Source organism: Oribacterium sp. oral taxon 108 str. F0425 (assembly GCF_000214455.1).
GTDB classification, from domain to species: domain Bacteria; phylum Bacillota; class Clostridia; order Lachnospirales; family Lachnospiraceae; genus Oribacterium; species Oribacterium asaccharolyticum.
The window spans coordinates 1,991,870-2,013,540 of record NZ_AFIH01000001.1; the positions used below are offsets into that span (position 1 = coordinate 1,991,870).

General features: G+C 45.3%; 12 protein-coding genes. 7 read left to right on the forward strand and 5 right to left on the reverse strand.

Annotation, left to right across the window (positions count from 1 at the left end):
• The first annotated feature begins 61 nt into the window (after positions 1-61).
• Entirely contained in the window at positions 62-1,186 is a 1,125-nt protein-coding gene (locus HMPREF9124_RS09200) for a phosphodiester glycosidase family protein (RefSeq protein WP_009428796.1), read from the forward strand.
• A complete protein-coding gene (locus HMPREF9124_RS09205) occupies positions 1,183-1,554 on the forward strand; it encodes a hypothetical protein (protein WP_009428137.1) in 372 nt (123 codons plus the stop codon). Before HMPREF9124_RS09200 ends, HMPREF9124_RS09205 begins: the two co-directional genes overlap by 4 nt.
• A 163-nt stretch (positions 1,555-1,717) precedes the next feature.
• Here the strand turns inward: HMPREF9124_RS09205 and HMPREF9124_RS09210 are convergent, their stop codons facing one another.
• The 3 genes from HMPREF9124_RS09210 to HMPREF9124_RS09220 all read right to left on the reverse strand — a co-directional run bounded on the left by HMPREF9124_RS09210 (position 1,718) and on the right by HMPREF9124_RS09220 (position 10,193).
• A complete protein-coding gene (locus HMPREF9124_RS09210; RefSeq protein ID WP_050791213.1) occupies positions 1,718-8,050 on the reverse strand; it encodes a Spy0128 family protein in 6,333 nt (2,110 codons plus the stop codon).
• A 225-nt stretch (positions 8,051-8,275) separates the two neighbouring features.
• Positions 8,276-9,523, reverse strand: coding sequence for a sensor histidine kinase (locus HMPREF9124_RS09215; RefSeq protein ID WP_009429668.1), 1,248 nt, complete (start codon positions 9,521-9,523; stop codon positions 8,276-8,278).
• Positions 9,516-10,193, reverse strand: coding sequence for a response regulator transcription factor (locus tag HMPREF9124_RS09220; RefSeq protein ID WP_009428762.1), 678 nt, complete (start codon positions 10,191-10,193; stop codon positions 9,516-9,518). The genes HMPREF9124_RS09215 and HMPREF9124_RS09220 overlap by 8 nt, the downstream gene beginning before the upstream one ends.
• A gap of 271 nt (positions 10,194-10,464) precedes the next feature.
• On the opposite strand from HMPREF9124_RS09220, the gene mgtE reads away from it, so the two are divergent.
• From mgtE to HMPREF9124_RS09245, 5 genes are all read left to right on the forward strand, one after another.
• On the forward strand, positions 10,465-11,862 hold the full coding sequence (gene mgtE / locus HMPREF9124_RS09225) for a magnesium transporter (protein ID WP_036597811.1): 1,398 nt from the start codon (positions 10,465-10,467) through the stop codon (positions 11,860-11,862).
• A 162-nt stretch (positions 11,863-12,024) separates the two neighbouring features.
• The gene (locus tag HMPREF9124_RS09230) at positions 12,025-14,223 is read left to right on the forward strand and encodes a methyl-accepting chemotaxis protein (RefSeq protein WP_009429497.1); all 2,199 of its coding nucleotides are present in this window, start codon (positions 12,025-12,027) and stop codon (positions 14,221-14,223) included.
• A 221-nt stretch (positions 14,224-14,444) separates the two neighbouring features.
• The gene (locus HMPREF9124_RS09235) at positions 14,445-16,643 is read left to right on the forward strand and encodes a methyl-accepting chemotaxis protein (protein ID WP_036597813.1); all 2,199 of its coding nucleotides are present in this window, start codon (positions 14,445-14,447) and stop codon (positions 16,641-16,643) included.
• A gap of 255 nt (positions 16,644-16,898) precedes the next feature.
• Positions 16,899-19,103 carry a methyl-accepting chemotaxis protein gene (locus HMPREF9124_RS09240; protein ID WP_009428990.1) on the forward strand — a complete coding sequence of 735 codons (2,205 nt, stop codon included), beginning with the start codon at positions 16,899-16,901 and terminating at the stop codon, positions 19,101-19,103.
• Positions 19,104-19,426: 323 nt separating this feature from the next.
• Entirely contained in the window at positions 19,427-19,786 is a 360-nt protein-coding gene (locus tag HMPREF9124_RS09245; protein ID WP_009428029.1) for a hypothetical protein, read from the forward strand.
• A 5-nt stretch (positions 19,787-19,791) separates the two neighbouring features.
• On the opposite strand, the gene HMPREF9124_RS09250 is transcribed toward HMPREF9124_RS09245, so the two are convergent.
• Both HMPREF9124_RS09250 and HMPREF9124_RS09255 read right to left on the reverse strand, forming a co-directional pair.
• Complete coding sequence (locus HMPREF9124_RS09250; protein WP_009428554.1) at positions 19,792-20,781, reverse strand: LacI family DNA-binding transcriptional regulator; 990 nt, start codon at positions 20,779-20,781, stop codon at positions 19,792-19,794.
• A gap of 17 nt (positions 20,782-20,798) precedes the next feature.
• Positions 20,799-21,671 (reverse strand): DMT family transporter, encoded by an 873-nt coding sequence (locus HMPREF9124_RS09255; protein WP_009427728.1) that lies wholly within the window; start codon positions 21,669-21,671, stop codon positions 20,799-20,801.

The window sequence follows — 21,671 nt, forward strand, 5'->3', positions numbered from 1 at the left end:
GAACGAACTTAGAACACAAGCATTACCCCGTAATGTTCACCATAAAGAAGGGAGAAATCCATTGAAAAGACTGAATACAAAAAAAGCGGGCCTTCTCTACGGTCTGGTCTTATTTTCCTATACAAGCTATGCACTCCTCGATACCTTTGTCATCCCGCATCCGATGAAGACAGTCCTGGCAGAGAGTGCCAACATCGAGGCAACAAGCGGTATAAGGGAAAGTATCGAAGCCAAAATCAACGAAAAGCTGGGCCTTTCCGAATCCGCAGAGGACTCTCTTACGGAAAATACAAACGGAAATAGCAGCTATAGCACGGGACAAAGCACAAGCGAAGCTGAAAACAGCTCGGGAAGCGCAGTAAGCAGCTCCAAAGCAAATGATACCTCCGAGAATAGCGCAAATACCGGAGGCAGCACAAACCTTACCGCTTCCTCCACCGTGGAAGGCGGAACCGTAATCGGAAGCTATTCCGACAGCAATGTTTCCATAACACTTAAGGAATACCGGGAGTACGACAGCGCAATTTATGTTGCAGATGTTACGGTATCGGATGTTTCCTATTTAAAGACCGCCCTCGCAAGTAATACCTACGGTAGAAATATCACGGATACCACCTCCGATATGGCAAACGATAACAATGCCATCCTAGCCATTAACGGAGACTACTACGGGGCAAGGCAAAGCGGCTATGTCATCCGTAACGGAAGTCTATACCGAAACAGTTCCGGAAACAGAGACGCTCTTGCCATCATGAAAAACGGAGAATTTGAATTTGTGACAGAAGGAGAAACTTCCGCCGAGACTCTCCTTGGAAACGGAGCCTTACAGGTATTTTCCTTCGGTCCGGTACTCTTGGAAGACGGCAGTATTTCCGTTACGGAAAATGAGGAAGTCGGCATGGCTATGGCCAGTAACCCGAGAACCGCTATCGGCTATCTCGGAAAGAATCACTATGTCTTTGTAGTTTCGGACGGAAGAACAAGTGAAAGCGCAGGACTCAGTCTCTATGAGCTGGCAAGCTTTATGAAGAGTCTCGGGGTTGTCAATGCCTACAATCTGGACGGCGGGGGATCTTCCACCATGGTCTTTAAGGGAGAGGTAATCAATACGCCGACCACAAACGGACATTCGACACAGGAAAGAGCCGTCAGCGACATTCTTTATATAGGAGGTAAGCAGTCATGAAAAAGACAATCCGATATTTATTCCTTTCTGTATTTGTCTTTGTTTTTTCTCAAATATACGAGTATTTCTCCCATGGCGTATACTCAAACTATATGCTTTACGCCTTTTTAATTCCCTTCCTGGGGCTCTCTGTGCCAAGTTTCCTATTGCATAGTCTTAAGAAAGCTCTCCCGACATATTCCCGTTTCCTATGGAAATGCGGAATTGCAACACTTACGGTAGGCTCTATTTATAAAGGCATACTCGAAATATACGGAACAAACGGCTACTTTGAATTCCCCTACCTTTTCCTCGGTGCCGGACTTTGTATCGCAGCAATCTTTATGATATGCACAAAGAAAAGAGCGATTTCGCTCGGCACGGCCTAGGAAGCTTCGCATTTTTTCTACAGCGGATACAAAAAGCGAGAGATTCGGCATCTGCCGAATCTCTCGCTTTTTCATTCTCATCGAATATCGCTCGCAAAGCGTGCGGTATCTCGTTCATAACAAGTGGCGCAGGCGAAGCCTGAGACATCTTATTCATATCTTCTTATCTTCTTCTCTTTTTTCTATCCACAAGATAGTAGAGAGCAAGGCAGAGGCAACTAATCGCTGATGCAAAAGCATACCAAATCATATGCGATGCATCGGCTGTACGTACCTTTCGGGACTGTTCTTTTCGAAGAGCGCCCAAAACCTCTCCCAAACGTTTTAGCTCTTTCTTTTCCGCTTCCGTCAAAGGACGCTTACGACCTTCTCCGAGAATTTCTCCGATTCTCTTTTCAATCTCTCGGATTCTCTCCGGAATCGTAGGAGCAGGCGGAACATTTTCACCGGGAGTCGGTGTCGGTTCCTCCGGTACATCCGGTACAGTCGGTTTTTCAGGCTCCTGCGGCTTTTCTCCGGGGCCGCCCGGTGTTACAGGCCCTACCGGAATCGGCTTCGGAGGATTTCCTCCCCCACCGCCACCGGAATTCGACTTGTATTGGTTATGAAAGACTATGTTTTCTACCTCTACACCGTCCTTATAAATCTTTCGATCCACAATCAGATTGTAAATATCATCCTCGCTCTGCGTTACGGTGAAGCTAAGCGTATATACGGAAGGATCATAGGTATATCCTGCTATCCCGTCATTTACCTCCTCAACGGTGTAATGGAATACTCCTGGCTTGGTAAAGGTAATCGGTGCAAAATCAGTGTGCCCCTCTCCCGCCAGTTCTATCGTACTGCTGTCTGCCGAGCTGCCTATCGGCATAGGCTGTCCACCGGTCTCTTCAGGGCGCAAAGTGAAACGGAACAGGGCAGGCGTTGCAGGACTTGCTCCGGATACCTTCTTTTCCAACTCAATTCGTTCCTCATTCGAAATCGGTTCAAAAGTATTGGTGAATTCCGGCTCATCTCCGGTTACCAGGGCAAAGAGCTTTCCTAACCCTACATCTTTTACAGAAATTTTGATTCTTCTTTCCGACTGAGGATCATTTACCACGCCATGGAAAAATCCGCTTTCTTTAATAATGTACTCATATACTCCCTGGTTCTCTATTGTAATACTGCCGAAGTTTATTTCTCCTCCATCCTTATCGGGATTCGTGAGCGTCATGCTGTCTTTTGTTCCGGCTCCTATAGGCATGGGAGGAAGCGGAGAATCGTCTTTTCTTACTCTTTCCAAAGTAAAGGAAAAAGCATTGCTGATATCCGGTTTCTTTAATCCCGGAGCCGCGGTAAGAATTTTATCCACCTTGAGCTCCATATCCAAGGCGCTGACAACATAGATATTTTTAAAGGTAAGAGGCTTGTCCTTCGTGTATTTTAAGTCTGATACCAGTTTCTTATGGTCCGGGTCCGTCACGGTAATCGTAACAAACTTATCTCCCATATCCTCGCTCTTCACGCCGGCACCCGCCGCTTTATTCTTTCCTTTTTCTTTAATTTTGAAAGTATACGTTCCCGGCTTCAATAGTCGAAGCTTTTCAAATACCATCAATCCGCCATGATCATCCGGATTCTTCATTTCTGCAACAGTCGTTCCGTCTTCGTTTAAAACCGGTTCTCCATCCGCTCTCTCCAACACGAAAGTAAACCATTCCTTAATGGAGGGAGGAGAGCTTCCTTCCTTAAAGTCATAATCCTTTCTTACCGGCAAGTCGAAAATGAGCGGTTTTACTAAACGATGACTGCTTGTGGACGTTTGAACATCCGGAATTGAGCTTAGCGGTACATCTGCTCCCTTAAACTGAGTGCTGTACATGTACGCCTTATTGTTGTTCACTTTCACTTCCGGGTCAACCTTACTCTTGTCCGTTGAAGCAATCATATTGATTTTTGCCAGCAACAGCCCCTGCTGATCCAAGATAAAGTTCTTCCCGTTCTGCGTTTTCCGAAGGTCAAATGCCAATGCCTTGATTAACTTTCGATCCACGGTGTTCGTGCTTTCATTCTCATAATTCCATACGTGCCAGATTGGGTTAGAGACATCCATCTCCTCTTTGCTTGGCACTACAGTCGCATAGTACACCTTAGGAAGTAGCGTATCCGTATTACTAGAATTTGTTTTATCATAGCTGGGTTTAGTCAGCATGGAACTTATATCTACACCGTTAAAATCTCCGTTTCTTTCCTCCGTATCTCCCAGAACATCAAAAAGTACGATATCCGTGGTTCTGGTAGTTGCCTGAGCCTGATACAGGAGACGATGGCTATAGGGATCTCCCATATAGCTGACATTGTCTGAAAGGAAGTTGGGGTCAATGGCTGTAGAGACACCATTGGTGAAAGCCGCCTCCAATACGGTTACCGGACCGAAAGGCATTATCCTGTCAATTACGGAAGTCGTGAACCGAGGGTTCTCTTCTGCCGCTTTTTCTTTGATGTCTTTATAGAATGTCAATTTCTCTACACCCGGATTCTTGCCTCTCTCCTCCGAAATGTAGTTTCCGTTCCAGACCGTATTCTTGTCTTTATTGATAAAGCCCAGCGTGTTCTTAACCGACCTTCCTCGATCCACTATATTCGTGTAAGGGTTCCAAAGGGTATACATGACCTTCCAACCGCTACGGTTATGATAAGAGCTCCAAGACTGCTTCACATCCGGGATGGTGAAATCGATGATCATCATCGTCTGTTTGGAGCCCTTCCAGTTGTCCTCAAAACGAACGGTATAATTTTCATCCTTTGTCAGCTTTTCGGAAGCATTATCCAAATCCCAGCCGCCAAGCCACCCCGATACCCTAATGCTGTCTTCTTCTACGGATGTACCGGCGGGGAGAAGATCATAGACCGTCCCCTTTTTCAACGTATACTTCTTCGTGTATTCCGGTCCCTGTAAGCTGGTCGGCAAATTTCCCGTGTTCGACCCTTCTAAATACACGGTCATACTTTGTGCACTTTTCTCCGGATGATCCACAAAATTTGCACTGCTCTTGTACATCACGGAGTTAATCTGCAAGGGCGTTAAGGCGTAACCCACTTGAGGCCAGTACTGTCCAATACGAAGCTTAGTAGGATTCGGATCTCTATATTGCCATCCCTCCGCAGTCGCAGCTCCGGCAAGGAAGCTGATATTATAGTCATCCGTTCTGGCCATAGTCTCCGAAATGGCATTCTGCATCTCCGGAGTCGGAGTGATTTGCATAGTATAACTTGCATCAAAGCCCGTTCTGTAGTAAGGGGAATTCTGGATAAGCTTTAATCCGACTATCGGCGCACCAAACTTCTCATTCACTAAGGAAAGCTGATTACTCCAGTCAATTGGCCTATCCTTATCCGTAGTACTGGTCCAGTTTTCATACCCTGCCTCAGGTCTAAAACGCAAGACTCCCGTATTGTCATAATACAATTCTCCGTACTTAAAGAAATCCCCTTCCCCGGCTCCTTGTTTTCTTAGCCATATCTCTACCGGCGGGTAATTATCCTTTCGTTCTCTCAAGGTAGACTTCTGGTTAAAGGAAACGAGGTTCTCACTGGCAGTTGTATCGACCTTTTCTACATCGTAGACTTTCATGCCTTCCAAATAAATGCTGCTGTAGTAATAGTCTTTGTCCTTCAAAGTGTACTTATCCCCGCGATATACATCGTCCGTGGTATTGGTATTGTTGACCAGACCTTCCAGATCCGGTTTATCAGGATTGCTATTTACATACTTTCCGTTCAAGGTACTCGGGTACCTTATCTTAGAGGATAAGAGATAATACTTTCCGTCTGTAAGAGTAACGCCTGATCCGAACGATGTTCCCGGATCATTTTTCGTGGTGCTGTAATTCGTACTTCCCGAATCCATGACTACATTATCATTTTTTGCAGTATACTCAGTAGATAAGGTAAAGCTCTTCGTCCGGTTTCCGTACCGTAAAGGTGCCGGAGTGCCGTCCTTATAGATGGTTTGTAAACCGAAGATATCCAGATAATTCTGTCTCAGATCCACTCCATACTTATTAAAGGAGAACTTTCCTCCTCCGCCCGGACGGGGATAAATCACCATATCCTCTTTCGGTCTTACAGTGAATTCTCTTGTGTGGCCATCCGCCCAAGACTCTGTAACCTTTATTTGGTTGGAAATCTTCATGCCTTTATCGTAGAGGTCCGTTACTTCCTTCATTTTTGAGTAAGGATATCTAAACAGTAAGGCATAGAGCTGCGAATTGTACTTTCCCGAAGGGGAATAATTATGTCCCGTTAAGTAGGGTTCATTGTCCGGAAGTTTATACAGGCTGGGATCCTTGGAAATTCCCACTTGTTCCTGTCCCATCGGGTTTACAAGGTATCTGTCAGCTCCATTGGGATCCGGATCCGTTCCATTCATATATTTGGCAATATTCTTATAGCCGCCCTGGGCATAAACCTCAATGTTATTGCCTCCATCCTCATTATAGATGTAATAATCTCTTCTATAATCCATAGGCATCTTTTTGGCACCGACCAATTCTCCCCCGGCCTTTTCCTGCTCCGTCAGTCCCGTCTGGTCCAAGACAAACTGATAATTAAAAGGCTGAGAGCTTCCTCTTGCTCTGTCCACTCTCACATACCATACAGCATAGAAATAATCCTTGGGATTCCCTGTCGGCTTAGTGCCCCAAGCAGGATCCCAATGATTCAAATCCCCCCATTCAGGATCCCAGTTAAAGAAAACACCGCCGTTCACATCCGCAGTACCGGGCTTAAGCGTTACTTTTGTCTCTTTGACCTCGGTTTCCACATGAACAGACATATCCTGGCTTTTTGAATCAACAGTATTGCCGTTTTCCGTGATTTCCAGGCTCACAGGGAAATTGTACTCATACACTCCCTTATGCGCGCCGTTCACCACCCGATCTTCCACTTTCAGCATACTGGGCGTCATGTTGTAGCCGATATCCGCCTTAAACAGAACGCCTCCGCTAAGATCATTATAGTTCGTTAAATGAAGGTATGGCTCCGTCTTGCCGTCCACCGTCTTCGGCACAACTTCATAGTTAAAGCTGCTTTGGGCATTTGTTGCCGGGGCCTTGGGAAGACCGTGAATGATTCCGGGTAATTCTTTGTATACCCAATTCACTCTGTCTGCAGAGACAGTGATTTTATTCTTCTTAAAATAATCATCTTGACTTGGATTGTCACTATAACCGTCTTCCCAGCCCTTGAAGATACGGGCGGGAATATATAGATTTACTGTTTCCTTCTTATAGACCGTGTTTTTATCTCCCTTTAAGGTAAGCTCAACCCCTAAAGTAGTTGTATTCACGGCATTGGAGTTATTTTCCGGAGGAATAATGCTTAGTTCTGTTTGCTTACGCATCTCCCCATTACTTCCATCCGTATAACTGTGTCCTGAACTTGCCCTATTTGTTCCCGCATTGGGGTCAGGTGCTTCCTTCCAAAAGGCCTTTAATTCGTGTCCGGCCTGACTTAAATCTCTTTTTCTCCTTCCTATCGAGAAGGTACTAAAATGCTTCGCCGAAAAAAGAAGGTTCTCTCCTTCTTCCTTAACCGGGAGAATCTCTGTCGGATGTTCATCGGAAAGGTGTACAATCTTTAGCTCTTCTTCAGCGGATGCTTCCTGCTCCGCTTCCGTTCCGCCCAGTGCCTCCTTAATCTTTTCCGTTTTTTGAAGGGAGATTTCCACCTTCTTTCCCTTCTTAGGCTGCACTTCCTTCACTTCTCCGTTTATTTCACGGTAAAAAGAAATATCCACCGACTCTAAGACTTCTATCTCGGACTCAGCATCAGGATCTTCTTTTTGAAACTCCTTTTCCAACGCTTTCTTTGCTTCTTCTATCTTTTCTTCCTCTTCTACAGGTTCCACCTTCATATAGGTGCCCTCAAAGAAAGTGTCATCAGGAAAAGAAGCAATTACGGTAAGCCCCGATTCTGCCTGTGCACTAAAAGAAGAGGCTTTCAGGTATTCCGCCTTCTCTTCTTCCTTTTTTCCCTCTTCAGAAAGCTTAGCCTTCTCTTCCTCGCTAAGCTCTTCCTCGGATTTTTGTTCCGAAGAATCTTTCTTCTTCTCTTCGGATTCTATAGCCTCATTCCCGTCTTCAGACGAAGAGAGCTCGGTCTTGTCCTTTTCACTTGTCTCCTCGAAAGAGGATCCCTCCTCCGACTCTCCTGTCGTGTCCGATGAGACTGTCGTTTCGGATGTGACCGCTTCTTCCGGTCGATCCGTTCTTTCTTCCGTCTTGACTAAAGCCTCCGTCTCTCCCAAAGACGGCTTCTCTTCGCCAAGCTCCAGATGACCTGCGATTTCTTTTGCATTTTCCTCTGCATAGGTTACAGTTTGAACGCTTCCCATAAGCATCAAAAAAGTGAGGAAATATGCCATTCCCCTCTTTGCAAAATGCTTTCTTCTTACACGGCCGCGTGACAAACCGTTCCCGGAAAGGGTAGTTTTCTCTCTTTCCTTCATCATTTTACTCCTCTGCTTTCCCTCGCTTTGTTTACCTCGGTAAACATTGATAGTACACTCCTCCCGTCTTCTCCTATCAGAAGGATTTTTCCGAACTTTATTTCAGTAAAAAAGTCCCTGTCAGTTTATCGGCAAAACTTAGAAATTTATTATGGATAGAATTAGAGAATTCGAACAAAAATTGCCAAATTTTACCTATCCTGTTTATTGAATAAAAATATTGAACTTTTAGAGTTTTTCCGAAAGAGCAACATGAAAGCAAATCCGCCCTTTCTCACTCTCCACTTTGATTGTTCCTTTATGCATAAGAATAATCTCCTTTGCAATAGACAGCCCCAGACCGTAGCCGTCCCCTCCGCTATGGGCCTCATCTCGCCGGAAAAACCGTTTGAAAAGATTCTCCTTCTCCTCTTTACTCAGTTCTTTTTCCACCGCATTGGAAACGGAAAGAAACAAAGTATTCCTCTTTTTCTTTAAAGAAAGTGCTGTAGCAGTGGCGGGAAGAGAGTATTTCAGAGCATTCTCGAGCAAAATGGAAAGAAGTTCCTTCAGCTTGTTTTCATTCCCTAAAGTATGGAGTCCCTTTTCCACGGTATAGTCCAGGCTCTTTCCCTTCTCGAAAAAGAGCGGTTCAAAATACATACACTCGTGCTCTATGAGGGCGGACAGATCGACTGTTTCCAGCTGACTTCCTCGGTCCTGCCAGTTTTCAAGACGGCTTAAGTCCAGAAGCGATTCCGTTAAATGCTTCATTCTCCCGCTCATTTCCTCGATTCCTCGAATATTACTGCGGATTCCCTCCGCCTCTTCCCCCTTAAGAGCGGGAACATTTTCTATCTTCTTTTGCAGGTTTCCCACGTTGTTGATAATCACTGTAAGCGGTGTTTTCAGTTCATGGGAGGCATCCGAAATAAATTGCCTCTGGGACAGCATGGCATCCTTCACCGGAGCCACCGTTTTCCGTACAAAAAATCGCGATAAAACGATAATCACGAAGGAAAGCGCAAAAAACAGAATAAGCAGTACTATGGAAAGCTGACGAATGTTCCCGATTTCCTTACTGAAGTCCGTTAAGGCAATGCGATAGGCGGTTTTTCCATCCGGCGGAGCATCTTTTTTACAATAGTATTGCAGCTTTCCTCCCTGCATCGAGCCGTAAAAAGACTCCTTTCCCTCCTTAATCCGGGAAAGGGCATCATGCACCGCTTTCTCTTCGGTATCGCTTTCCAGAAAAAAATCCTCTCCGGAATGTTCCAAAATCTCTCCGTTTTCCTTCATAAAAATCTGATAAATCGGATAAGAATCGGAAGTAGAACGATCCATCGGTTTTGTCACGGCAGAAGACAACGCATTCCGCATGGTTCCATACAAACTGTTTCTATTAAAGAAAAACAGAAATCCCAATAAAAACAAAAGCAAAAAGATACTCACGGAAGATAAAAGCAGGGTAAGTTTCTTTTGTAATTGTTCAATCATGCTTTTCTTCCTCCAAATGGTATCCTAGTCCCCGGCTGGCCACAATACTGACATCCGAAGAAAGGGACTTCAACTTCTTCCGGAGGAAGCCGATATAGACCTCCACATTGTTTTCCGTCGCATCACTCTCATATCCCCAGATTTTTTCCAGAAAGGTATTTTTTGTGATGTTATTTTTCCCCTCCGAAAGAAGCAGCTTCATCATCTGAAATTCCTTGGAGGAGAGCCTTATCATATTTTCTCCGCAAATCAGTTCCGAGGAATCCAGGTCTAAGGCCGTATTCCCGAAGCTGATTTGATTCACCTCCTTCCCCTGTCTCCGGAGAAGCGCATTGATACAGGCAAGCAGTTCTCTCTTGTCAAAGGGTTTCGTAAGATAATAATCCGCTCCCGAGTCCAGCCCCTCCACGCGATCCAGAATATCCGACTTGGCCGTCAGCATCAAAATCGGAAGTCCGTTTCGTTCTTTACGTAGTGTTCTTGCGACCTGAAAGCCGTTTAACTTAGGAAGCATCAAATCCAAAATCAAAAGGTCGAAATGATCGGAACGCGCAAGCTCCAAGCCTTCCTGCCCATCGTAGGCCGAGGATACCGTATGCCCGGAATCCTCCAATATTTCCTGCAGTGATTTCGCAAGCAGCACCTCATCCTCTACGATTAAAATCCGCATACCTACTCCTTTTTCCGCTCCCCTTATCTTGATTTTGACTCTATAGAGAAAACAACGAACTGTCAAGGATTTTAAGGCCTATAAAAGACAGGAAGCAGAGGATACAATGAACAAGTTACAGGCCATCATTCCGTTCCTCTTCTCTCTTAAGAAAAAACTCCATAAAAGCATTGCTATCTTCTTCCCTTTAGTGTTACACTTATGCAGGTTTTTGGGGAAAGCTCCAAGTTCTTTTTCCCTGTGTCCATGCAGTTTTGGAAAGGAGAGAAAAATGAACGAAAATGAAAGAGTTCAACAAGACTACGTTCAGGAAATTATAGATTTGCTTCGCAGCGGCGAAGATATTGAAAAGCTTCAGGAAAAATTAGAAGAATACCACGCAAACGATATTGCTTCCGCCCTTCCCCTCTTGGAGGAAGACGAGCGAAAGATTCTTTATAATGCACTAGAGAATGAACGTCTCGGCGAGGTCATGGAATATGCCGAACACGGCTACCTCTATTTGGAAGAAATGAGCTCCGAAAGAGCCGCTGTCATTCTTTCCGAGATGGAACCCGATGATGCGGTAGATCTTCTGAAAGAAGCCAATCCCGAGAAAAAAACCATCTGGCTTTCCAAGATGAGTTTAAAGGATCGAAACGAATTGCAGATTCTGGCGGCTTATGACGAGAGCTTCATCGGTTCCCGTATGACCACGAATTTCGTATTTCTGGATAAGCGTTTAAATATCCGGGAAGCCATGCGTTCTCTGATTGAACAGGCTGCAGAGCATGACAACATTTCCAAGGTCTATGTGGTAAACGAAGACGGTTCCTACTACGGTGCGGTGGATTTAAAGGAACTGATTATCGCCAGAAAAGAAACCAATCTCGATGATATTACGGAAACCGGATACCCCTTCGTCTATGCGGATGAGAAGATTGAAGACTGCTTGGAACGAATCAAAGGCTATGCCGAGAACTCGATTCCTGTCTTAGGAGAAAACAACATTATCCTCGGTGTCATCACGGCTCAGGACGTTTTGGAAGTTTACGATGATGAGATGGGTGAAGACTACGCTCGTTTGGGAGGTCTTACTGCGGAGGAGGATCTGAATGAACCGCTTATCGACAGTGTGAAGAAGCGCCTTCCCTGGCTTGTCATTCTGCTCTTCCTCGGTCTGGTCGTTTCCACCGTGGTCGGCCTGTTCGAAACGGTCGTGGCGCAGCTTACCATTATCATGGCTTTCCAGTCCCTGATTCTCGATATGTCCGGAAATGTCGGCACCCAGTCTCTTGCCGTAACCATCCGTGTTTTGATGGACGAACGTCTTACCGGGAAGCAGAAAATGACTTTAGTCGGAAAGGAAATGGCTGTCGGCGGCTTAAACGGTCTCGTAATCGGCGTCTTTTCCCTGGTCGGCATCGGTGCTTATCTTTTCTTCTTTAAGCACCAACCGGCGCACATCGCCATCGCCATTTCTTCTTGCATCGGCTTTTCCCTGATGCTTTCCATGGTGATTTCTTCTCTGGTCGGTACGGTAACGCCTATCTTCTTTAAGAAGGTCGGCGTAGACCCGGCTGCGGCATCCGGTCCGCTGATTACCACGATTAACGATTTGGTCGGTGTAGTCAGCTACTATGGCCTGACTTGGATTTTACTCCTGGAGATTCTGAAAATTTCCGGATAATTTTCCTAATTCTAAATATAAGAAATTTATATCAAAAACGACAGATTTGCGTCCTGCACTTCTGTCGTTTTTGCTTATAGTTCCTCCTCATTCTGCCGATGAATATGCGTTACATTAAATAGGATGCATATCTTTACTATTTTCAGGGAGGAAAGAAAAAACATGAAGAAGAAACAAAAAGCGAAGGGGTCTTTTTATGAGAATCTGAAATTAAGACAGAAAATGTCTCTCATTCTCGGAACACTGACCTTTTTTGTTTTGCTTGGATTACTGTATTTCTTAATCCATAGCTTTGAAATTACAATGGATAAGAAGATTGATGCCAATATGGCGGAAAAGTCCGCAGACGCATCTTCAGACTTGGAAGGCTTGATGACCAAATTGGATGCTATTACCGATAACATTGAGCAAAGTATCAGCTTTGTCTTTGCGCAAAACGACGAAGTGGGCGGGGTCCCCGGAAATCCGTGGAAAATTCGAGATGTTAAAGGAAATGATCAAACGATTACGCCTATGGATAGCGTAAGCTTCCGAAGCCGTGTAGTGAACTCATTTCTGCCCGCATCCCGTTACAATGCGGAAGTCGTTATCTTAAATGCACTCTATTCCAATATGAAAGGAGAAGAAAATCTGGAAGACATCGGCGTTCTTTTCGAGCCGAATGCGTTCTATAAAGGCATTGAAGATTATGCTCCGATTCTTTTAAGATCCGAAGTGGAAAACAGACGAATCATGAACTTCCCCTACGAGAAGTATCAAAACATTGATTATTATACCGGAGCAAAGAACAAGGGCGATACCTACGTTTCTCCGGTGTACAGCGATTCTATCGATCCGACAAAGAAAATGTTCGCCATTACAAAGCCCATTATGGCGAACAACCAGTTTATGGGAGTCATTCTTCTGGATGTAAAAGAAGATATCTTACTGAATATTACCCAGCAGGATCCGGAATTCCCCTCCATGTTTGTGAATCTGATTGACGGGGATGGACTCATTCACAGTAAGGTGGAAGCGGTAAACGGTAAAACCTTGCAGGAGCTTCTTCCGGAGAAGGCTGCCAATGCGATTTCCGAGAAAATGACAGCAAAGAAGCCCTTTACCTTGCAAATCGTAAATGAAAAAGGGGAAGAAAGACGGGAATACTATAACCCCATCGATATGCACGGCAGCACCTGGTGGGTAAGACTGGATATTTCCGAAAAAGACTATGACAAAGAAGTGGACCGTCTGGTAAATATCGGTGCCGTAGCAGGAGTTGCAACCGTGATTCTCTTAGTCGTTGTCACCTCCCTTCTCATTTCCTATTTCTTAAAGCCCTTACAGAAGGTTTCGGAAGCGGGCAAAAAGTTGTCTGCCGGAGACTTCTCCATGGATCTCTCCTACAAGAACAACGACGAAATCGGCACGCTTATGCATGCTATGAATGATGTGGTAAACCGAATCCGTTCCATCATATCCGACCTTTCCGAGAAGCTCAGCGAGCTTGCACAGGGTAATTTCAATATGGAAATGAAGAATGAAGAATACTATAGCGGTGCATATCGTCCGCTCTTCGATTCCATTAACAACATTACCTCCGACCTTTCCGGAACCATGGCGGAGATTCAGCAGAGTGCAGTACAGGTCAATTCCGGTGCCGAGCAGGTCAGTGCCGGTGCACAGGGACTTTCTCAGGGCGCTACCGAGCAGGCCTCTTCCATCGAAGAGTTGTCCGCTACGGTAAATGACATCTCCGAACACATTAAGAAGACTGCGGAGAATACCCGCCTTGCCAATACGGAAGCGCAGAACGCCGGTAAGGAAGTCAGTCACTCCGACAAGCAGATGCAACAGATGAAGGCCGCTATGGAAAACATCAACCAGAAGTCCGGTGAAATCAGTAAGATCATCAAGACCATCGACGACATCGCCTTCCAGACCAATATCCTGGCACTGAATGCGGCAATCGAGGCGGCAAGAGCCGGTGTAGCCGGTAAGGGCTTTGCGGTAGTAGCCGATGAAGTCGGAAACCTCGCACAGAAGTCCGCCAATGCGGCAAAAGACACTACGATGCTGATTGAAGAAACTTTGCAGGCCGTAGAGCAGGGAACCGTCCTTGCGGACAGCACGGCGGAATCCTTACAGAGAGTGGTTACCGGAACAGGTAAGGTGACCGAATTGGTTAACCAGATTGCCGAGGCTTCCGTAGAGCAGTCCAGAGCTGTAGAGCAGGTATCTACGGGAATAGACCAGATTTCTTCCGTTGTACAGAGCAACACCGCAACAGCCGAAGAATCCGCCGCCGCTTCCGAGGAGCTCTCCGGTCAGGCCAATATCTTGAATGATTTGGTAGGACGTTTTCAGTTAAAGAAAGACTAAAAACAGCGTTTTACGGTTTCTATCATTTATTCAAAAAAATGAGATATCGCACGCTTTGTACACGATACTCTTTATGAAAAGCACGAAAAAGAACTGCATCCCCTCGGGAAGCAGTTCTTCTGTCGTTTTTGCTTATAGTTCCTCCTCATTCTGTCGATGAATATGCGTTACATTAAATAGGATGCATATCTTTACTATTTTCAGGGAGGAAGGAAAAAAGCATGAAGAAGAAACAAAAAGCGAAGGGGTCTTTATTGGAGAATCTCGGATTAGGGCAGAAAATGTCAATTATCATCGGGATTTTGACCTTCTTGCTTTTATTGGCATTACTGTTTTTTTTGATACATAGCTTTAGATTATCTATGTATAAGAAGGTGGATGCCAATATGGCGGATAAGTCTGCCCAGGCTTCTTACGATTTGGAAGACTTGATGACCAAGCTGAATGCTACAGCCAATAACATTGAAGAAAGCATCAGCTTTGTTTTTGATCAGCATGATGAGGTGGGAGGTGTTCCCGGAAATCCTTGGACCATTAACGATGACGATGGAAATCCTCAGAAGATTACCCCTATGGAAAATGTATCTTTCCGGAGCCGTGTGGTAAATGCTTACCTTCCTGCTTCCCGTTACAATGCCGAGGTTGTGATTTTAAATGCACTCTATGCCAATCTTAAGACAGAAGAAAACTTGGCGGACATCGGTATTTTATTTGAGCCGAATGCATTTTATCAGGGGATAGAGAATTACGCCCCAATTCTTTCTCGGGAAGATTTGGATAAAAGAGTGATTACAAACCATCCTTATGCCAATTATCAAAATGAGATTTATTATAAGGCAGTAAAAGAAAAAGGATCCACTTTTATTACACCGGTTTATGGAGATATTACAAAGCCGGAAGAGAGAATGTTTGCTATTTACCATCCTATTATGAAGAATAATCAGTTTTTGGGAACCATTCTTATGGATGTAAAAGAAGATATCTTAATGAATATCACCCAACAGGACCCGGAATTCCCCTCCATGTTTGTGAATTTAATTGATGGGGACGGACTCATACACAGCAAGTCGGATGCGGTAAACGGTAAAACCTTGCAGGAGCTTCTTCCGAAGAAGGCAAGTACTGCCATTACCGAAAAGATGGAGTCCAAGAAAGCCTTTGCTCTTAATATTGTGAATGAGCATGGACAGGCAAGAAGAGAGTACTATTCCCCCATTGACATGGAAGGCAGTACCTGGTGGACAAGACTCAGTATCTCTCACCAGGATTATAGTAAGGAAGTGGACAGATTAAGAAATGTGGGAATTGTAGCAGGATTTAGCACGGTATTTGCTCTTGCATTTGCATGCGCCCTGTTGATTGGCTATTTCTTAAAGCCCCTGCAGAAGGTGGTAGAGGTAGGAGAAAAGCTATCCGTAGGGGATTTTGACATGAATCTTTCCTATAAGAGCAAGGACGAAATCGGAAAATTAATGCATTCCATGGGAGATGTAGTTTCCAGAATTCGTTCCATTATCGGAGACCTTTCCGAGAAATTAAATCAACTCTCACAAGGAAACTTCAATGTGGAAATGAAGAATGAAGAATACTATAGCGGTGCATATCGTCCGCTCTTCGATTCCATTAACAACATTACCTCCGACCTTTCCGGAACCATGGCGGAGATTCAGCAGAGTGCGGTACAGGTCAACTCGGGTGCCGAGCAGGTCAGTGCCGGTGCACAGGGGCTTTCCCAGGGCGCTACCGAGCAGGCTTCTTCCATCGAAGAGCTCTCCGCTACGGTAAATGACATCTCCGAGCACATTAAGAAGACTGCGGAGAACACCCGTCTTGCCAATACGGAGGCACAGAACGCCGGTAAGGAAGTCAGCCACTCCGATAAGCAGATGCAGCAGATGAAGGCCGCTATGGAAAACATCAACCAGAAGTCCGGTGAAATCAGTAAGATTATCAAGACCATCGACGACATCGCCTTCCAGACCAATATCCTGGCACTGAATGCGGCAATCGAGGCGGCAAGAGCCGGTGTAGCCGGTAAGGGCTTTGCAGTCGTAGCCGATGAAGTCGGAAACCTCGCACAGAAGTCCGCCAATGCGGCAAAAGACACTACGATGCTGATTGAGGAAACCCTTCAGGCCGTAGAACAGGGAACCGTCCTTGCGGACAGCACGGCGGAATCCTTACAGAGAGTGGTTACCGGAGCAAGTAAGGTTACCGAGTTGGTTAACCAGATTGCCGAAGCTTCCGTAGAGCAGTCCAGGGCTGTAGAGCAGGTATCTACGGGAATCGACCAGATTTCTTCCGTTGTACAGAGTAACACCGCAACAGCCGAAGAATCCGCTGCCGCTTCCGAAGAGCTCTCCGGTCAGGCCAATATCCTAAATGATTTGGTAGGACGTTTTCAGTTAAAAGAAAACTAAAGATATCGTTTTTACGGTTTTAAAAAGGAAAGCGAGATATCGCAGACTATGCACACGATACTCGTTATGAATAAAGCATGGAAAAGAACTGCATCCCCTCGGGAGGCAGTTCTTTTCTTATATATTCTATTAATCCTGTCGATAAATTATAGGCTTTTTTTATATTCTGTGTGTCTTATGGAAAGCGCACTTCATCTCATTTAAAAAGTCATGCATCCAGTATAGAAGTAGTTTTTTCAAGGAGGAAAGAACAAGATGAAAAAGGGAATTCGTGTGGAGAAGAAGCAGAAGCGTTCCTCCATCAGCACAAGACTGTCTATGATTTTAGGCATTGCCAGCATTTTGGTATTTTTAGCCATGAGCATAGCCATCATCCGGACCGGAGAACATTCCATCAGCTCTGCCTTAGACAACAACTTAAACGACAAAGCCACTATGGCTATCGGAGATTTGCAACAGGTCATTTCCCGTTTGGAGTCCGTTTCCATGACTCTGGAAAATGGAATTCACTCCATGCACAGTCAACATGACAGCATTGGAGCGGCACCGGAAAATCAATGGATTGTAAAGGATAGAGCCACCGGAAATGTAGTAACTAATTCGGGAATGGATGCCACCACCTTCCGCTCCAGAATTGTGAATGCCGCTCTTCCCGCTTCCCGTTACAATGCGGAAACCGTGATATTGGATTCTTTACAATCCGCTTTAACCGACAACAAGGATCTGGTCGGAGCAGGAATCTTCTTTGAGCCGTACGGATTTTCCGATAATGTATCCGATTACGCCGTATATATGTCTGCAGAAGATATAGACAAGAAGACTATAATGGCTTACCAGTACAGCTTTTACAAAGACTCCTCCTGGTACAACGGGGCAAAGGAATCCGGAGACATGGTCTTAACCGATGTATACAGTGATACTCTTCATCCGGAAATCCAGATGATCAGTCTGGGAAATCCCATTACCGATGAAAACAAGCAATTTGTGGGTGCGGTGATTCTGGATATCAACACCAAAGTATTCAGTACCATTCAGCAGACCGATGCCCGTTTTCCGTCTTTGGCTACCAATATCCTGGATGCGAACGGAAGCTTTTTGTACTCTATGAAGGAGCAAGCTATCGGGAAGAAGCTGGAAGAAGTTCTCGATAAAGATACCTATGAAATGCTTCGCCAAAATATGGATAAGGAGGAAGCCTTTACCGCTACGGTGGTAAATGCAGTGGGGGTAAAAGAAAGAATGTACTTCCGCCCGCTGACCATTCACGGCTCCACGCTTTGGTCCATGATCAGCATTGCAGACAGTGAATTTATGGCTGCCAGAAATCAGTTGATTCTGATGTGTGCCCTTTTCAGTGTTGTAGGTCTTTTGATTTTAATTGCCATCAGCTTCTTCTTGATTAAAAGGGCTTTAAATCCTTTACAGGGCATTGCATTGGCAGGAAAAGCCGTTGCGGAAGGAAACTTCGATGTAAAAGTATCCTACGACAGACAGGATGAAATCGGAGATTTGGCAACTGCCATCCAGAGTGTCATGCAGCATGTTCGGGAGATTATTTCCGACCTTTCCGATAAACTTTCCGAGTTGGCAAAAGGGAACTTCAGGGTTTCTTTGGAGAATACCGAACAGTATCCGGGTGCTTATCGTCCGCTCTTAAACTCTTTACAGGAAATCAGCAATGACCTGAACAAAACCATGGCGGAAATCAAGACCAGTGCCAGGGAAGTCAATGCCGGTGCCGAGCAGGTAAGCTCCGGTGCACAGGGGCTTTCCCAGGGCGCTACCGAGCAGGCTTCTTCCATCGAAGAGCTCTCCGCTACGGTAAATGACATCTCCGAGCACATTAAGAAGACTGCGGAGAACACCCGTCTTGCCAATACAGAGGCACAGAACGCCGGTAAGGAAGTCAGTCACTCCGATAAGCAGATGCAACAGATGAAGGCAGCTATGGAAAACATCAATCAGAAATCCGGTGAAATCAGTAAGATTATTAAGACCATTGACGACATCGCTTTCCAGACCAATATCCTGGCACTGAACGCAGCCATCGAGGCGGCAAGAGCCGGAGTAGCCGGAAAGGGCTTTGCGGTAGTTGCCGATGAAGTCGGAAACCTTGCCCAGAAATCCGCTAATGCGGCAAAAGACACTACGATGCTGATTGAGGAAACCCTTCAGGCCGTAGAACAGGGAACCGTCCTTGCGGACAGCACGGCGGAATCCTTACAGAGAGTGGTAACCGGAGCAAGTAAGGTAACCGAACTCGTCAACCAGATTGCCGAAGCTTCCGTAGAGCAGTCCAGAGCTGTAGAACAGGTATCTACGGGAATCGACCAGATTTCTTCCGTTGTGCAGAGTAACACCGCAACAGCCGAAGAATCCGCTGCCGCTTCCGAAGAGCTCTCCGGTCAGGCCAATATCTTAAATGAATTGGTAGGACGTTTTCAGTTAAAGGAAGACTAAGATATCGCACGCTTTGTACACGATACTCATTATGAAATAGGGGCTGTAAAAAATCAAAATATTTTTCTAAGCAATATAGGTCTGAACTTGGGGCACGCTCTCGCTAGCTTCGCCTCGTAACGGATACTAAGCGAAAAACTGCGTTTCTCTTGTTTTTCGCAAGTACCGACGGGCTCAGACTACCCCGCATTCAGACCTATATTACAAAGAGTCCTGTTATTATTTTGATTTTTTACAGCCCCTTTTTTTGTATAATGAATTTATATCTAAAAAATACCATCCGTGATTATACTGCCCGTTTCTTATTCGTAAGGAGTAAAACTATGCTTTCTGTTTCTTTCGACTTAGTGAAAAAAGCCTGTATGGAAAAAGCAGGGCTGAAGACAATGTCCTGCACAATCGAAAAACTAAATGCCGAAACTAATTTCCCTCAAGTTTTCCGCCTGAAGTCTAACGGGCAAGAATATACCTTACAAATTTACAGTGAAGAAGTGGAGGAACTATCTACCATACTTTCCTATGCTCTCTTTTCCGACTCCGGAGAAATGCTTTGCACGGCAAGGACCGAGTTCTACTCTCCCGAGTATCCCTTTGCAGAGGCCCCCTACACCCATCTTATTCCCGAAACGAGTTCCTGCGCACTTTGCAAGAAAAAACTCTCCGGAGAATGTGAAGGGAGATAGTCCATCTACAGCTCCCGAACACTGTTCCGTACTCGAAGCTTGGTCGGTACCATAATCTTAATATTGATTTCCCGGCTCTCCTGAATTCTTTCAGAAAGGAGTGTCACGGCATACTCACCCATAAATTCCATGTAAAGTCGAACCGTCGTTAAAGGCGGCACCATATATTTCGCTCCGGGAATGTCATTAAAGCCGATTACACTGATATCCTCCGGAATTTTCAGACCGATCTCATAGGCTGCCCTGTAGATTCCTGCCGCAATGGAATCATTTGCCGCAAAGATTGCTGTTGGAAGATTCCCCTCGCGATAGAGCTCCGTAAACAGCAATCTTCCATAACGGGCCTCGTGCTGTCCCAGCTTTACATAACGTTCACAGAAGAGATTCTTTTCCTTCAAATACGCACAGAACTCCGTATAGCGCGGGTCTTCGCTTCGTCTGTCGAGCCAGCGCTCCGCACCGCCGCCGATAAAACCGATTTTTCTATGCCCCTTCTCAATCAGAAAATCCAGGAGATCCCGGACTGCATTTTTATAATCTACCGTAATGGTGTCACACTGTTCCAAATCCGCATTGCAATCAATCATCACAATCGGCTTGTTCCAAGCGGAAAGCCTCTCCAGCATCTCATTGGTAAAAGTACCCGTGCAGATAATCCCGTCCAGCCCTGCTATTTTCTCCGCAGAATCCGAAAGGCTAATCTCCATCATATGGCACTGCTCCTCTTCCAGCTTCTTTTTTACCGCAAGACGGATACAAAGATAATACGGATCCTCCAACTCTTCTTCCGGAGAATAGGAGCCGAAAATGCCGATTTTCAGCTTTTTACTCTTTTTTCTTGGAGAAGGCATGGTATATTCCAACTCTTCCGCGGCCTCCATCACCCTCTTCCTTGTAGATTCCTGTACATTCAGGGTTTCATCATGATTAAGTACCCGGGAAACTGTTGCAGGAGAAACTCCGGCCCTCTCCGCTATATCTTTGATTGTTGCCATAGTTATTTTCACCTCTCTTAAACAGAGCTACTTTCCTTTTTCTTGAAAGATACCTCAGAAATCATCACCGCCAGTAAAATGGTGACAGAGCCCAAAATCATGCGGCTTGTCACTTCTTCCTGCAATAAAATGACGGAGAAAACAGTACCGAACACCGCTTCCAACGATAAGATAATGGCGGATTTGGTTTCATCCACATACTTTTGCGCCCAAGTTTGCAGAAAATAGCAAACTGTCGTACTGACAACTCCCAGATAAAGCATCGCAAGCCAACCGGAAGAAGATACCCCTTCGAAAGCTATTCTACCACTAAAGAGAAGGCCGATAAAGGAAAGAATACAGGCCGAAAGCATTTGCATAAAATTGAGAATTGCCGGACGAATTCGATGCACATATTTTCCCGTAAGGTAAATCTGGAAAGCAAATCCTATTGCACAGCCTAAAGTCAAGCTATCTCCCAGTCCAATGGAAAAACCGCTCTGCAGAGAGAGAATTCCCGCACCGGTTAAAGCAAGGATTGCGCCCGCCACACTCTTTAGCTCAACTTTCTTTCTTTCCAAAAGAAAAGCGATAAAAGGTACCATAACGACATTGGTGGCTGTCAAAAACGCATTTTTGGAAGCTGTGGTGTATTGCAGACCCACAATCTGCAGTGCAAAGCCGGAAAATAACGCGCTGCCAAGCAGAAAGCCGCAAAGAATCTCGTCTTTCGTGATTGTCTTTATTTCTTTTCTTGCCAGCATTCCCATGCAAAACGCCCCAATCAGGAAACGTAAAAACATGATTTGAAACGGAGCAAGCGTCTGTAAGGCGATGTCGCTTGCTACAAAACCGCCTCCCCAGATAATAGTAACCGTCACAAGACCTAGAATTCCCAGTATTTTTTTCAT